This is a genomic window from Pedobacter africanus (genome assembly GCF_040548825.1).
Taxonomy (GTDB): domain Bacteria; phylum Bacteroidota; class Bacteroidia; order Sphingobacteriales; family Sphingobacteriaceae; genus Pedobacter; species Pedobacter africanus_A.
In genome coordinates, this window is the sequence record NZ_JBEPSL010000001.1 from 1,782,156 (window position 1) to 1,798,041 (window position 15,886).

Consider the following 15,886-nt stretch of genomic DNA (forward strand, 5'->3'; position numbering starts at 1 on the left):
GATCCGATGACTTTCAAAAAGATAAACGCCTGGTTCCATTTATGGCTCGGAATTGTTTCCGGAATAGGAGTTGTTATTCTGGGTATTACCGGCTGTATCCTGGTATTTGAGCAGGAAATCAATAGTTTAAGTTCACCATGGCTTCATGCAGAAAACAACACCAGTAGCAGGATTCTTCCACCTTCTGTATTGTATAGATCTGTAGAAAAGGCCTTTCCCGGAAGAGAGATCGAATCGGTATGGTACAAAGGGGAAAACAGGACGGCGCATTTCAGTATTCACGAAATGGATTCCACAGTTTATGTAAATCCTTATACTGCTCAGGTAGTAGCAGCGGTACCTCAAAGTGATATCTTCCAGTTCATTAAAGATGGCCATTATTATTTCTGGTTTCCGCGCGAGATCGGACACGCAATAACAGGATGGACCACGCTTGTTTTCTTTCTCATTACCATCAGCGGTTTGATCTTATGGTGGCCAAAGAAATGGACTAAAAAAACGAGAGCGCAAAGCTTTACCGTCAGATGGAAGGCAAAATTCAAACGCATCAATTACGATCTTCACAATGTACTCGGCTTTTATTCCCTGTTGCTTGCCTTGCTGATCGCTGCAACTGCTTTGATGATGAGTTTTGCTTGGTTTAACAATGGGGTAAACTGGCTTGCAGGCGCAGATACCAAAAAGCCGCGGATAAAGGCGTTATCAGATACCACCAAACTGGTTAAAATGAATCTGCTTACCACACTCGACAAAGCATGGCATAAGGGTGTCTACGAACTGGCAGAACACAACCATCAGGAAATCATATTACATTTCCCGGAAAAACCTTCTGACCCCATTTATGTCTGCACAGACATGTACAAAGGAACCTGGCGCGATGTTTATCTTGATCAATATACGATGGAAGTGCTTCCGGGCTCTAATAAACGCTTACGCGATGAGCAGCTTGCAGAGTGGATCAACCGTTCAAACTATGGTTTGCATGTGGGTGATTTTGCAGGAATGTATACCAAGATTCCTTATTTTATTGTCAGTCTCATCTGTGCCAGTCTGCCCATTACCGGATTTTATATCTGGTGGGGCAAAAAGAGAAAATCAGCTAAAAAAACTAAACCAAAAGTAAAACAACTGATTATTTCTTAACCAATTACTTTATGGAAACACAAACAAAACCAACGGTTCAACAGCCAGTTGCCGGTCCTTTTTTGCACTTTATTATTTTATTTCTCTTTTCAGTTTTTGATGCCAACCCTCTGTTCTCACAGCAAACTAAAGGCAAGGTTTCCGGAAAAGTAAGTTCAGCCGATGGTCAGCCGCTCCCTTTTGCTTCTATTGCCCTGCTTGATCAGGAGGGTAGAACCTTAAAAGGCACCTTGAGTGACACTATGGGCGTTTTTCAGTTCACTGCAGTTGCTACGGGTAAATACCAGGTAAAAATCACTACCATGGGTTTTAATGCACATCAGTCTGAAACCTTTACCTTATCTGAACAAAACCAGGGTATCCAGTTGGGTATCCTTACCTTGTATGAAGATGCAAAACTCTTAAACTCCGTTACCATTAAGGCGCAAAAACGTTTGATTGAGCAAGGCATAGACCGTACCGTATTAAATATAGAGAACAGTATCCTCGCTGAGGGCAATACCGCTCTGGAGCTGCTTGAAAAGGCGCCGGGTATTAAAGTGTCTGAAGATGGACAGATCTCCTTAAAAGGACGGCCCGGGGTATTGGTTATGATCAACGGAAAATCAACTTACCTCTCGCCCAAAGAACTGAGCACCCTGCTGAAAGGAACAAACTCGGCTTCAGTTTCAAAAATCGAGATCATGAGCAATCCATCTGCAAAATACGATGCAGCAGGAAACGGCGGCATCATCAACATACAAATGAAAAAGAATATGGCTACCGGTTTCAATGGAACAGTTTCCTTAAACGGCGGGGCAAGCAGAAATGCCCGTTACGGCAGCGGTATTAATTTAAACTACCGTACCGAACATTTAAACATATATGGCAGCTATGACTACGCTTACAGGGGCGAAACCGAATACCTGGATTTCATAAGACGCTTTTACGATAGCGGCGTGGCTACCGGCAAGCCAAACCGCAGTTCCTTTCAGCATACAGAAACAGATGAGCCCCTGTACACCAATAATTTCAGAGCGGGTATTGATTATGAACTGAACAGCCACAACAGCTTAGGACTTCTGGTTAATGGCAACATCGGCAAGTATACGCACGACAGTAAAACCAGCAACAGGCTTATTGATCAGTCGGGCGCCCTGCTTAGCCGCATGACTACCACGAACTATGACCTTCAAAACTGGAAAAACTTAACCTACAACCTCAACTACCTGCATAAATTTAAAAAAGAAGGTCGTGAACTTAGTGCAGATGCCGATTTCGCGAGCAACAGTTTCACTTCAAAATTAAACCTGAATACCACCTCCCTGGCCTCAGATGCTGCACAATCCGGTACCACCACCAGCAGAAAAGGCTATGTACCTGCCGTAACCGACATTTACCTGGCCAAGGTAGATTATACAGACCCGATCAGCGAGAGTCTAAAGCTTGAAACGGGGTTGAAAAGCAGTCTTATCCGTTCTGACAACAATCTGAGGTACGACATCCTGAAAAACAATACCTGGGAGTACGATGTAAACGGCAGTAATCATTTCAAGTACAATGAGCAGATTCATGCCGGTTATCTTAATTTCAATAAAAACTTTAAGGGGTTTAGCATTCAGGCAGGGCTAAGAGGTGAATATACACGTACCGAAGGGCATCAGATCACCACAGATTCACTCCTCAAACGCAATTATTTTCAGCTCTTTCCAAGCATGTTCATCAATAAGCCATTTGGCGAAAACCACCAGCTGCAGGCAGCTTACAGCAGGCGGATTGAAAGGCCCGATTATGGTGACCTGAATCCCTTCAGGGTTTTCAGGGATCCCCTCTTGTACTACCAGGGAAACCCATTCCTGAAACCGGAACTGATCAATGCCTTTCAGCTAAGCCATACCTTTAAAAGTAAATACACCACAGCGTTAAGCTACAACCAGACTGCCGATGTGATTACCTGGATTAGCGGACAAATAGACGACATAAATACCACCTATGAAATGCCGCAAAACCTGAGCCGGCTGATCAACTATGGCATCAGTTTTACTGCCTCGACTGCATTTTTCGACTGGTGGTCCGGAACCCATTTTGCCAATTTATTCAGAAATGAATATAGTGGGAATACCCAGAACGGCGACTTTAACAACAATATTACCAGTTATAGCTTTAACTCGCAAAACTCATTTAAAGCTGGTAAAGCTTACAGTATTGAGCTCAGCGGATATTATTACTCAGGTTCCGTTTATGGCATTTCCAGCTATAAAGCCAACTGGGCGGTTTCGACGGGAATCCAAAAAACAATATGGAATGATAAGGCCAGTATCAAACTGATGGTAAACGATATTTTTCAAAGTAACCGATACCGGGAGCATACTTTTTTTCAGAACATAGATATGGATACCGATAAAAGGCCCGACAGCCGCAGGGCTATGCTGTCGTTTACCTGGCGCTTCGGCAATCAGAACATCAATAAAAAAGAACGCAAAACCGGTAGTGAAGATATCCAGAACCGGGTTAAAGGTGGAAGCTGATTCCTTTTAAATTCCACTCCATTATAAAAAACAAACCCCACTCTGGTATTTAACCAAAGTGGGGTTTTCAGTAGCCCGTAGGGGAATCGAACCCCTGTTTCCAGAATGAAAATCTGGCGTCCTAACCCCTAGACGAACGGGCCATTATTGGCTTTTTTGCGCTGCAAAGGTAATATTCATTTTTAATCGTCCAAACTTTTTTTGAAAGATTTTTTCAAGTAAAACGGACACCATTTGAATCTCCCTGATCCTGTTGCATTTACGCCAACAGTGGCGGTTAGCTCATTTTTAATTTTTTCTCAATATCGTTCACATAAGCCCTGAACTTTTTGTCCGTCTGGATCAAATCCTCAACGGTCTGGCAAGCATAGATTACAGTGGAATGGTCTCTCCCACCAAAAAATGCCCCGATAGTTTTAAGCGAGCTCTTGGTCATCCCCTTGGCCAGGTACATAGAAATCTGGCGGGCCTGTACCACTTCACGTTTGCGGGTAGGCGCTTTCAATAAATGCACCGGCACTTCAAAATAATCGCAGACCAGCTTCTGAATGTAGTCGATAGAAACCTCCTTAGTTGTGTTTTTAATGAAGTTCTTCAGCATAGACTTAGCCAGTTGTAAATCTATCTCCTTTCTGTTCATGGTGCTCTGTGCCAGCAAAGAAACCATTGCCCCTTCCAGCTCCCTTACATTGTTGTCTATATTGTGCGCCACATACTCTACCACCTCATCTGGCAGGTCAATTCCATCGGCATACATTTTCTTTCTCAGAATAGCAATCCGGGTCTCCAGTTCCGGCACCTGTAGGTCTGCAGATAAGCCCCATTTAAAACGGCTCAGTAACCTTTCCTCTAAGCCCGAAAGGTCTTTCGGCGCCTTATCAGAAGTAATGATGATCTGCTTGCCCGACTGGTGCAGGTGATTAAAAATATGAAAGAAGATGTCCTGTGTCTTCTCTTTACCTGCAAAATTGTGCACATCGTCCATAATGATCACGTCCATGGCCTGGTAAAAGTTCACAAAATCGTTAATGGTATTGTTCTTTAGTGACTCCACAAACTGCTGACAAAACTTCTCGCAGGATACGTAAATCACCAGCTTATCCGGTAAATTTCTTCTGATCTCGTTGCCTATAGCCTGCGCAAGATGTGTCTTACCTAAACCCGAAGCGCCATAAATCATCAGAGGATTAAAAGAGGTAGCGCCTGGCTTTGCCGCTACAGCGTGTCCGGCCGATCGTGCCAAACGATTGCAGTCGCCCTCAACATAGGCCTCAAACGTATAGCTCGGATTCAGCTGGGGGTCCACATTCATCTTTTTTAAACCAGGGATTACAAAAGGGTTTTTGATGTCCCTGTTGATGTTTACCGGGACCGGCATGGATTGTTTCTTGCCGGTCGACCCGTTTCCGTTAGATGGCATATTCGTCGTATAAGGCAAGGCACCATTTGTCGACTTGTCTACCACTATATTGTATTCCAATCTGCCTTCATCGCCTAACTGTTGCTTTACTGTTTTACGCAGCAGGCCTACGTAATGCTCTTCCAGCCACTCATAAAAGAATAAACTTGGCACCTGCACAGTTAAAACCCTTTCTTCCAGTTTAAGGGCTGATATCGGTTCGAACCAGGTTTTGAAGCTCTGGGCCGGGATATTATCCTTAATAATTTGGAGACAGTTATTCCATACTTGTGTACAAGTGATTTGCATATTACTCTTTAATGTTTTACGGTTTACAATAATTAAAACAACAGATTGACCCGTCGTTTGGGGTTGCGAAGATGATAAAATTTACTAACATTAAGATGGAAAATCTGAGCTTTTTTGTAACTCCCTAACTAGCAAAAGAATAAAATTATGCTTCGTCCGGATTGCTGTGGATAACTCTTTTTAAGGTGTAAAAGTTCTACCAATGCATCAGTTGCATCACCCGCAAAAATTCACTTTGCACATTTGCCTTCAGGCGTACCTGCTGCTGGTTAACGGGATGAATAAAGTTCAATTCTGATGCGTGGAGCAACATTGTGGTCATTTCCCACTGCTCTTTAAAAAATCGGTTCTGCTTATTACAGCCATGTTTCCGGTCGCCTATTATCGGGTAAAATATATGCGCAAAGTGCTTGCGCAGCTGGTGCATCCTGCCTGTGGTCGGCCTGGCTTCAACCAGTGAGTATCTGGAAGTTGGGTGCTTTCCAAAGGCTACATCCAGTTCTGCCCTTTTCAGGGTTACAAACGAAGTAAAGGCTTCCTGTATGGTGCCATTCTCTTTGGCCAGCGGGTAATCAATATCCATCTCATCGGGGGCATAGCCGCGCAATACAGCAAGGTACTTTTTTTCGACTTCTCCATTCATAAACTGCTGCTGCATGGCAACCTCCACCTCTTTCTCAAAAGCAAACAACAACAGCCCTCCTGTCTTCCTGTCTAAACGGTGCACCGGACTAACATGACGGCCAACCTGGTCCCTCAGCATTTGTAATGCAAACTCCTTTGCATCGTTGGCTATGGATGAACGATGGACCAGCAGTCCATGCGGTTTATTGATTGCTATGAGATGATCATCCTGATATACAATTTCCAGCATTATTTGGCGATCCAGGCTTCAGGGTTCAGTTTGGTCTGCCCCCTCATAATTTCAAAATGCAGTATTGGTCCATCTTCTTTAGAGGCTACTACACCCAGGGTTTGTTTGGTTTCTACTTTATTGCCTTTAGCTACGTTTACAGTTTTCAGGTTTTGATAAATGGTAAAGTACTCGCCATGACGTAAGGCCACGATATAAGTACCATAAAGTTCTCTTACAAACAAGACCTCCCCTTCAAATACAGCCTTAACAGCTGCCCCCTGTTCCGTTAAAATATTAATACCGTCATTGGTATAGTTTGCCTGACCTTCGGTATGGTTACCAAAACGCTCTACGATAGAATAACGGCCTACGGGCCAAGGCAAACGCCCCCGGTTATTCTCAAATCCGGCCGATAGCTTTGCTGACTCCGGTGAAGCTGTTAAATAATTGCTGGTGGTTTTCTCTTTGGCTACCGGTACCGGACGTCCCTCTGCTATTGCTTTCTGTGCGGCCAGGCGCTCTTCCTCCTCTGCCTTTTTGCGGGCAAGTTCAATTTCACGTTGTATCGCGTTTCTGATGGCCCGGTCTATCTCAGCCTGCTTACGCTTACGCGCTGCAATGTCCTGCCTGAATTGTTTCTCCTGTCTGCTGATCTGGTTCAGCATCTGGGCCTGCTCCACTTTATTTTTGCCCAGCTTAACCTTTTCCTGTTGCTGCTCGGTCAGCAAATTGTTCTTTTCCTTCAGATTTTTATCCAGCACTACAATTTTGTACTCTATCTTCTTTTGCGTTCCCTGTATGTAATCAGCCTGTTTTTTACGGTACTGTCCAAACTGCTGAAAGTATTTGATGCGTTTATAGGCCTGGTTAAAGTTCTCAGATGCAAAAATGAACATCATTTTATCATAGGCATTCTTATTGCGCTGTGCAAACCTTACCATTCCGGCGTATTCGTTCTTTAACTGGCCAAGCTGGCTTTTCAGGGAATGTACCTCATTGGTATTCTCATGGATCTGGTTATCCAGGTTCTTCACTTCAGAGTTGATGACCGAGATTTTGTTCTGCATCAACCTGATCTTGCTGTTGATAGCCCTGATCTGACCCAAGGTCAGTTTTTTGCTGCTCGAAGTTTCGTTAAGGTTTCGCTGAAGTAAATCAATCTCCCGCTGTATGGCCTCTTTGTTTCTTTTCAGTTCTGCACTGGTCTGGGCAAAAGCCACACTGCTCGCAGAAACCAAAAGACATAGTAAAAGTAATCCCTGTAGTTTCATTATATAACCAAAAATAACAGATTACCCCTATCCAAACAAATCGCTGCTCAAATACCGGTCGCCACGGTCGCACGCAATAAATACAATTAAGCCCGATTCCAGTTCCGTAGCCAGCCTTAAAGCGCAAGCCAATGCACCGCCGCTGCTCATCCCTGCAAAGATCCCTTCTGCTTTAGCCATCGCCCTCGCTTTCTCTGTAGCTTCCTGCTGCGAAACATCCATTACCCGGTCTACCCTGCTGGCATCAAATATTTTAGGCAGGTAAGCAGCAGGCCAGCGGCGGATGCCGGGAATAGAGGATTCCTCCGTAGGCTGGCACCCAATGATCTGTATCTCCGGATTTTGCTCCTTCAAAAACATGGAATTGCCCATAATACTTCCGGTGGTGCCCATAGAACTCACAAAATGAGTAATTTTATGCGCTGTATCCCGCCATATTTCTGGTCCTGTGGTTTTATAATGAGCAAGGTAATTGTCTGGATTGGCAAACTGGTCCAATAAAAAATATCCGTGTTTATCGCGCTGCTCCTCCGCATAATCGCGGCAAACCTCTATTGATTCCAACAGGGTTACTTTAGCCCCGTATGCTTCCATGGTAAGCGTTCGCTCTCTTGTAGAGCTTGCCGGCATCACCAATTCTATCTCCAGATCGTAAATACTGGCAATCATGGCCAGGGCTATTCCCGTATTTCCACTTGTGGCCTCAATTAAACGGGTACCCTTTTTGATTTCCCCACGCTCCATGGCACTGCGGATCATATTTAAGGCAGCCCGGTCCTTTACGCTCCCACCCGGGTTGTTCCCTTCCAGTTTTGCAAAAATCCTGACCTCAGGATTCGGGTTTAATTTCCTGATCTCTGCCAGCGGGGTATTTCCTACAAATTCTACTATGCCTGCCATTTTTATTTAGGATCTTTTGTTTCTATAACTTTTATGGACGACTGGTGGTATACCGTCGACCCGGCAGGAACACTTTTAGTAAGCCATACATTTCCTCCGATCACCGAACCTGCACCAATATGCGTTTCGCCACCAAGTATGGTGGCCCCCGAATAAATGATCACATGATCTTCAATCGTTGGGTGACGCTTAATGTCTGCCATATATTTCTCTACACTTAAAGCGCCCAGGGTTACCCCCTGGTAAAGTTTTACATGATTGCCTATAACAGTTGTTTCTCCGATAACAACACCGGTACCATGGTCTATATAAAAATACTCGCCAACCAATGCGCCAGGATGAATGTCAATACCGGTAATCGAATGTGCATACTCGGTAATTATCCTTGGAATGAGCGGTACATGGGCCTTTAACAACACATGTGCAATCCGGTATATGGCAATCGCCAGAAAGCCGGGATAACACCTGATCACTTCAAACTCGCTTTTTGCTGCCGGATCTCCATTCAAAATCGCGGTAATATCCGTATTCATCTTCCTGTAAAGCTCCGGAAGTCCGGCAAAAAACTCAGCAACGATGGCCTCATTGTCAAAATTTTCACAAGCCTTGGTTGCATTCAGTATTTTAATGAGCTCCTTTTCCTGCCGCGCAAACCTGCGTTTAATCTCATTTACAGAGTAATCGGGGGTGGTTAACCGTTCGGGGTACAGCAGGTTCATCAGACTGATCACCCACTCGGCTATTTCCTGATTAGAGGGAACGGGCTCAATGCTGTTCTGCTTGTTAAAAATATGAAGATAAAGTTCCTCGTTCATTGCATCATGATTTAAGCGTTACCAGATAATACAAAGAAATGAAATTAATAATTAATTAACGAGCAGAGATTTCTTCAAGTACCTTTAAAAGATAATTCCAGAACTTATTTACAGATGAGATCTGTACACGTTCATCCGGAGAGTGGGCACCATGAATGGTCGGCCCAAATGAAATCATATCCATACCAGGTAAATGCGCGCCTAAAATACCACATTCCAAACCTGCATGACAGGCATTCACATTCGGTTCTGCATTAAAACTCAGTTTGTACAGGCTCCGCATCAGGGCCAGTATTTTGGAATCCGCATTGGGTTTCCATCCCGGATAATCGCCACTGGTGCTTACATTGCAACCCATATTTTCAAAACCTGCACCAACAGCAATCGCCACATCTTCTTTTGTACTTTCCACACTACTGCGCTGCAAAGATTTTGTAATGAACTCGCCACCTTTAATGCTTACCCTTGCCAGGTTAGACGATGCTTCTACCAGGTCGGCAATGTCCGGACTCATTCTGAATACCCCGTTCGGAACTGCGTATAAAGCATTGATGATTTTATGGTATTCCGATTTTTCCAGAACCCTATCAGGCAATTCAGTCTCTGCTACGCTAATGCTTATTCCCGGTTCCATAGCCTGATATTCAGCTTTGATGACCTCAGAAAAATCTGCTGCAAAAGAAAGAAAGGCTTCTTTTTGCCCCGTCGATACGGTAACGACAGCCGTGGACTCTCTGGGTATAGCATTCCTTAAACTACCACCCTCTAAGCTACTGAGCTGCAATTCCAATACCTTGTTTCCGTTATACAAAAAACGGTTCATCAGCTTATTTGCATTGGCACGCCCTTTATGGATATCCATTCCCGAATGGCCGCCAAGTAACCCTTTTACAGCAATGCGGAATGCAATGCTGTCTTTGCCTGCTGGCTGCTCTCTGTAATTGTACTGCGTTGTGGTATCAATACCGCCTGCGCAGCCAATGGTCAGTTCATCGTCTTCTTCCGTATCCAGGTTCAGTAAAATTGTACCCGACAAATTAGAAGGATCAAGTTCCTTGGCTCCTGTCATACCGGTTTCCTCGTCTATCGTAAACAGCGCCTCCAATGCCGGATGGGCAATGTCTGTTGCTGCAAGTATAGCCATAATTGCAGCAACACCAATTCCGTTGTCTGCCCCCAATGTAGTGCCATCAGCTTTTACCCAATCGCCATCAACATACATGCTGATGCCTTGTGTATCAAAATCAAAGTTGCTATCGCCATTTTTCTGGTGTACCATATCCAGATGGGATTGTAAAATCACAGTCTGCCTTTTTTCCATGCCATTGGTAGCCGGTTTTTTGATCACCACATTCCCAATATGGTCTTTAATGGTTTCCAGGCCCAGCTGCCTGCCATAGGCTATAACGAATTCAATTACGCGTTCTTCTTTTTTTGAAGCGCGGGGTATAGCGTTGAGCGCTGCAAAATTACTCCATAATGCAGCAGGCTCTAAGTTTTCTACATTCATCAGTATATATTCAATTTAAAGCAAAGCTAAAATTTATATGAGTTTAAGAATTAATCTTTCCTAAACATGTTATTCATATGGCAAAATCTGTCCCTAGCTTATGGAAGGGAATGAGATTCCCTTGATCTTTCTGAACAACTCAACGGCGTAGATGTCTGTCATACCCGATACAAAATCGAGGATGGTCTGGATTTTACTGTAGGTATCCGTTCCTTGCGTTAAAAATTGTTTAGGTATCAGTTCTATCAGTTTTTTGTGGTATTTCGAACTGTTCTGCAAATAGGCCGGAATAAATTCCTCCAGCAAACCGCCCATTACTTTATAGCCCGCCACTTCAATCTGCACAACAGAATTGTAATTGTAGATTTTTTCTATTGAAACGCGTTCAATTTCTTTCATTACCGATAAAAAAGGTTCAGCTATGGCATCCATCAGGCTTTTATTAAAATCGCCGTTCAATATCGTTTCCTGTTCACTGTAAAACAGGTCGGAACATAAACCGATCAGTGTACTGATGAACTTTGCCCGCATTAAGGTGATTTTGGCATCGTCATCTTCTATCCCAGCCAAACGTGCAGGCATTCTTTCATCCCTGCATAAAGGCAGCAACAAGGATTCTACCTCGTTATAGCTCAGTATTTTTAAGCGGTGTGCATCTTCCAGATCAATAATGTTGTAGCAGATGTCATCTGCTGCCTCAACCAGATAAACCAATGGATGCCGCTTATAGATCAGTGGTGATTCCTGTACTTTGTACAAACCCATTTCGGCAGCAATCTTTTTAAAGCCCTGTTGTTCCGACTGGAAGAATCCATATTTTTTGGTATAGATATGCTGTTTGTTATGCCCTGCTACCGATGAACATGGATATTTTGCAATTGCAGCCAGGGTAGCATAGGTTAATGCGAAGCCGCCTGTTCCCTTACCTGCAAAGGGATGGGTAAGGATCCGGAGTGCATTTGCATTTCCTTCAAAATGGATCAGGTCTTCCCACTGGGCTTCAGTTACCAGTGATTGGTAAATTTTACCCTCTCCGGTGGTAAAATAGTGTGAAATCGCGGATTCCCCGGAATGCCCGAAAGCCGGGTTGCCAAGATCATGTGCCAGGCATGCCGAAGCAATGATATTTCCTATTTCACACAACAGCGGACAGGAATCGTCTATTCCGGGATCTTTGTCCTTTACCTTATTGTAAAATATGGTACCCAATGAACGGCCTACACTGGCCACTTCCAGGCTATGCGTTAACCTGTTGTGGACAAATACGCTGCCCGGTAAAGGAAAAACCTGTGTTTTGTTCTGCAGTCTCCTGAATGGTGAAGAAAAAATGATCCTGTCGTAGTCCCGCTGAAATTCAGACCTTGATTCTTTTTGGTTGCCCATAAACCTGTCTTCATTTCCCCAACGTTTGGATGATAATAGCTTTTCCCAGATCATATATAAATTCGTCTTATAAAATAAACGCGAATGTAAGTATTTCTACCAGAGTTTCCCCTGCCTTCTGGCAGAGTTGCCGGTAGAAAATACAGTATTAAATCTTTGCTTAATCCTTCCTGAATCTTTTTTAGGTCATTCGACCTAGAAAGGACCTAGGAACGACCTAGAAAAGACCTAAAAAAGTTCTATAAAACAGCAACTCAGGTAAAGCACAGGCTGAATACTGATTCAACTATATATAAATGGCTGCCATAGCGCTCAATCCGGTCGCATGGAGCGCAGAGAAAAAGCTGTTCCGGTTCCCAGCAAGGCACCCGCTGCAACATCTGTTGGATAATGCACGCCTAGGTACAACCGGGAAAAACTAACCGAGCCTGCCCACAAATAGGAAGGGACAACAACATACCACTTTGGATAGGCCTGTGAAAGTGCTGTAGCCGTGGTAAAGGAGGTAGACGTATGTCCAGAAGGAAATGAGTAGTGAGTTGGCTGATAGACTGCCTGAATTTTAACATTGGCCAGAAAAGGCCTTGGCCTTTTTACCACTTTTTTGATCAGCATGGTAACCAGGGCATTCACTGCCGAACTGCTGGCTACATATAAAGCATTCTGGCGCATCTTTTTGTCGTCCGCAATTATACCGCCGGCAAGGAGACCAAGCGGAACTCCTACATTCACCACATCATTGTGCTTTGACAAGAACATGAAGAAACCGGTTTTTGCCGGTGTCCGGCTTTCAGCAAGATCAATCAGCACCTGATCGTCCAGCCGTTGCAGACCCGATTGCGCCGATACTTGTCCGAACAGGAACACCAAAGAAAATTGCAGGGCAAAAAAATATTTATAGTAAATGCGCATCATGAGTTTTAATTGGCTGAGCCTCTTCCGCTGCTTAAGATAAGCAAATTATATACAGAAACTGAACAAAAATAAAAACCTGCAGTTTAATCTGCTTTAAAAACTTCTGCCAGTATCTCGTAAGAACGCAGACGGGCACTATGCTCAAAAATGTGCGCTGTTGCCATGAGTTCATCTACTCCGGTCTTATCCAGAAATTGCTGCAGTTCCTGTTTAATGGTGGCTTTACTCCCCACAAAGGTACAAGCCAGCATCTGGCTTGCCTGCTCCTCTTCATATACATCCCATATGTTGTTCATATTGTCTACCGGAGGTTGCAGCAAACGGCGTTTTCCGGTTACTATCCCCATAAACAACTGGTAAAGGGAAGTTACAAGTCTGTTCGCTTCGGCATCAGTATCGGCCGCCACAACATTTACACAGGCCAGCACATATGGTTCCTTCAGGTAGTCAGAGGGCTTAAAGTTCTGTCTGTAAATATGAATGGCGGTCATGAATTGTGCAGGTGCGAAATGACTTGCAAAGGCATACGGTAAACCTAAGGCGGCAGCCAGGTGTGCACTATCGGTGCTGGAACCCAATATCCAGATGGGGATATCCAATCCTTCACCAGGTATAGCCCTAACGCTGCTTTTGTTGTTCTCTGCAGAAAAATAGGCCTGCAGCTTCAGCACATCCTGCGGAAAGTTATTTGCAGCACTAAACCTTTCGCCCCTGATGGCCATTGCAGTAACCTGGTCTGTGCCAGGCGCCCTGCCTAAACCCAAATCTATGCGGCCGGGAAATAAGGATTCAAGGGTTCCGAATTGTTCTGCAATAATGAGTGGGGAATGGTTAGGCAGCATGATCCCGCCAGAGCCTACCCTTATGGTTTTTGTAGCAGCTGCAATATGCCCGATCACAACAGCGGTTGCCGAACTCGCCACACTGATCATATTATGGTGTTCGGCAAGCCAATAGCGGTTATATCCCCATTTTTCGACATGCTGAGCAAGATCAGCACTGTTTTTAAAAGTATCTGCAGGGGTCTTGCCTTCTATAACGGTTGCAAGATCAAGTACTGAAAAGGGCGTGTTATGGAGTAGTTTCTTCATCATATCTAACAAAGACGCAAAACTACGGGATGCGCCGATGAATTCTTGTAACCGGAATGCGATATGACTTTAAATCTACACCCTTATGAAATTCAAATGAAACTAGGCATTTATCATTTTATATGGTAAATTGAACTGAAATAAGCAACAATGGAACAGAGTGATGTAAGGATATCTAAAAAGAAACCTATTTTTCCCGTATCGCCGGCCTTACAAAAATACCTTAAAAGCTATCAGCGTGAATCGAGGTTGCCCATCAGTTATAACGATTTGCTGATGTTTACCGAGGCCTATCCGATTATGGATAAATACGGCAAAGATTCGCTTTGGGAGGGACCGATTTACGCGGCAGACCGGCTGGAGGAACTGCAGAACGGATTAAAAATTATTTATGCCAACCTGAAAGCATCGGGTAACCTGCGTATTGTACAGCATAAATACATCGACAAAATAGAGTACTGCACATTTGGCAACACCCACCCATTCAGGATCAGAATTGTAAACCGTCTGAATGATGTTTATGATTATTTCTATATCAAAAGAGCTGATGCGTCGCGAATTTATGGCCTGGAACTGGAGGAGATCCTGTCCCCTAACCAGGTCAATTACCTGGTTGACCGGGAAACGCTGGTTGAAGAGCACATTGCAGGGATTCCGGGCGATGTATTTGCAAAAACCTACCTGCATAACCCCGAGTATAATCCGACCCGGATAGCCAAGGAATTTGTGAAGTTTAATGAGCGCTGTCTGATCATGTTGCTTGGCGACATGAGGGCCTATAATTTTGTGATGCAGATTACCCCGGATTTTGATGATATCCAGTTCAGGATAAGGGCCATAGATTTTGATCAGCAGTTTTATGAAGGAAATATCAAGGTGTACCTTCCACAGTTCTTTAAAGAAAATTTTCCTTACGTGAAGCTGGGTATGGAACAGCTGACTGATAAAACCTATCTGCAGTATCAGCAGGAAGAAAAGTCGGCCATATTACACCGGGTCAGAAGTGAAAGACATAGGTTAACTGATTTGCGTGATGTATCTAATTCAGAGAGACTTACCACAAATGAAAACATTGAGCAACTGAAGACAGGAATGGCCGGATATTTCTCTGACCGCCAGTATCTGGATTGCCGTAACATGACAGATATCATTGAGCTGAACATCAAAAACATCATCCGGCAGGTAAAACTTTAAGGGCAAAAAAAAGCGGAGACAGGTCTGAATAGACTTTGCCCCCGCAAATTAACGCTCTCGGGGGTAAAATTAAAAAAATATTATAAATATCCTGCATTTTTTTCTCATAAATTTTTTGAGCAAAAATCAAAAAAAGATGAAGTTTGTGAAAAATTTTACGACAAATTATTACTTTGCAATAAAAAGAAAGATATGGCCTTAAAAGCAACAATAGATAAAATCCTGAAAGATAAAAACAGATCGTTAAGCTGGCTTGCACACGGTATTGGGAAGACATTTGACGGACTGCGATTGGGCCTGCTCAATGAATCTGTTAAATACAAGGACATCCTTCTGATCGCTGAAAAGCTTGAAATATCGCCCTGTGTACTTTTTAATGAAGGCAAAGGTTACCAGCAAAATCACAAGGACAATATGCTTGCAGAACCTGTGTCAGAGTATGGCGATCTGAAGGCCAACCTGAGGACCTGCAAGGAACTGATCAGTACTTTAAAAGACCAGGTGAAAGACAAAGAACGCATCATCAACCTGATGCAGGATGAGAAGCGTTAATTGCCGGTTTTTAGATATCCCGCACAACCTGGCACAATATT

At 43.9% G+C, this 15,886-nt stretch carries 13 protein-coding genes and 1 tRNA gene; 4 read left to right on the top strand and 10 right to left on the bottom strand.

Annotation, left to right across the window (positions count from 1 at the left end):
* Positions 1 to 6: 6 nt before the first annotated feature.
* Both ABIE26_RS07215 and ABIE26_RS07220 read left to right on the top strand, forming a co-directional pair.
* Entirely contained in the window at positions 7 to 1,143 is a 1,137-nt protein-coding gene (locus ABIE26_RS07215) for a PepSY-associated TM helix domain-containing protein (protein ID WP_310138460.1), read from the top strand.
* 11 nt (positions 1,144 to 1,154) lie between these two features.
* On the top strand, positions 1,155 to 3,650 hold the full coding sequence (locus ABIE26_RS07220; protein ID WP_310138458.1) for an outer membrane beta-barrel protein: 2,496 nt from the start codon (positions 1,155 to 1,157) through the stop codon (positions 3,648 to 3,650).
* 71 nt (positions 3,651 to 3,721) lie between these two features.
* On the opposite strand, the gene ABIE26_RS07225 is transcribed toward ABIE26_RS07220, so the two are convergent.
* From ABIE26_RS07225 to ABIE26_RS07270, 10 genes are all read right to left on the bottom strand, one after another.
* Positions 3,722 to 3,793: transfer RNA gene (locus ABIE26_RS07225), tRNA-Glu, on the bottom strand.
* 134 nt (positions 3,794 to 3,927) lie between these two features.
* Entirely contained in the window at positions 3,928 to 5,358 is a 1,431-nt protein-coding gene (dnaA, locus tag ABIE26_RS07230) for a chromosomal replication initiator protein DnaA (RefSeq protein ID WP_310138456.1), read from the bottom strand.
* Between the two features lie 196 nt (positions 5,359 to 5,554).
* Positions 5,555 to 6,232, bottom strand: coding sequence for a pseudouridine synthase (locus tag ABIE26_RS07235; RefSeq protein WP_310138454.1), 678 nt, complete (start codon positions 6,230 to 6,232; stop codon positions 5,555 to 5,557).
* On the bottom strand, positions 6,232 to 7,485 hold the full coding sequence (locus tag ABIE26_RS07240) for a murein hydrolase activator EnvC family protein (protein ID WP_310138453.1): 1,254 nt from the start codon (positions 7,483 to 7,485) through the stop codon (positions 6,232 to 6,234). The genes ABIE26_RS07235 and ABIE26_RS07240 overlap by 1 nt, the downstream gene beginning before the upstream one ends.
* A 27-nt stretch (positions 7,486 to 7,512) precedes the next feature.
* Positions 7,513 to 8,385: a cysteine synthase CysM gene (gene cysM / locus ABIE26_RS07245; RefSeq protein ID WP_310138452.1), complete on the bottom strand. Its 873-nt coding sequence runs from the start codon at positions 8,383 to 8,385 to the stop codon at positions 7,513 to 7,515.
* A 2-nt stretch (positions 8,386 to 8,387) separates the two neighbouring features.
* On the bottom strand, positions 8,388 to 9,200 hold the full coding sequence (gene epsC, locus ABIE26_RS07250) for a serine O-acetyltransferase EpsC (protein ID WP_310138451.1): 813 nt from the start codon (positions 9,198 to 9,200) through the stop codon (positions 8,388 to 8,390).
* A gap of 55 nt (positions 9,201 to 9,255) precedes the next feature.
* Positions 9,256 to 10,710, bottom strand: coding sequence for an aminoacyl-histidine dipeptidase (locus tag ABIE26_RS07255; RefSeq protein WP_310138449.1), 1,455 nt, complete (start codon positions 10,708 to 10,710; stop codon positions 9,256 to 9,258).
* A gap of 93 nt (positions 10,711 to 10,803) precedes the next feature.
* Complete coding sequence (locus ABIE26_RS07260) at positions 10,804 to 12,147, bottom strand: deoxyguanosinetriphosphate triphosphohydrolase (protein WP_310138448.1); 1,344 nt, start codon at positions 12,145 to 12,147, stop codon at positions 10,804 to 10,806.
* A gap of 258 nt (positions 12,148 to 12,405) precedes the next feature.
* Positions 12,406 to 13,008, bottom strand: a complete 603-nt coding sequence (locus tag ABIE26_RS07265; protein WP_310138446.1) for a phosphatase PAP2 family protein — start codon at positions 13,006 to 13,008, stop codon at positions 12,406 to 12,408.
* 83 nt (positions 13,009 to 13,091) lie between these two features.
* The gene (locus ABIE26_RS07270; protein WP_310138444.1) at positions 13,092 to 14,102 is read right to left on the bottom strand and encodes an LLM class flavin-dependent oxidoreductase; all 1,011 of its coding nucleotides are present in this window, start codon (positions 14,100 to 14,102) and stop codon (positions 13,092 to 13,094) included.
* Between the two features lie 147 nt (positions 14,103 to 14,249).
* Here ABIE26_RS07270 and ABIE26_RS07275 point away from each other — a divergent pair, with 147 nt between their 5' ends.
* Positions 14,250 to 15,293 carry a hypothetical protein gene (locus ABIE26_RS07275; protein WP_310138441.1) on the top strand — a complete coding sequence of 348 codons (1,044 nt, stop codon included), beginning with the start codon at positions 14,250 to 14,252 and terminating at the stop codon, positions 15,291 to 15,293.
* 192 nt (positions 15,294 to 15,485) lie between these two features.
* On the top strand, positions 15,486 to 15,845 hold the full coding sequence (locus tag ABIE26_RS07280; RefSeq protein ID WP_310138440.1) for a hypothetical protein: 360 nt from the start codon (positions 15,486 to 15,488) through the stop codon (positions 15,843 to 15,845).
* Positions 15,846 to 15,886 lie beyond the last annotated feature (41 nt).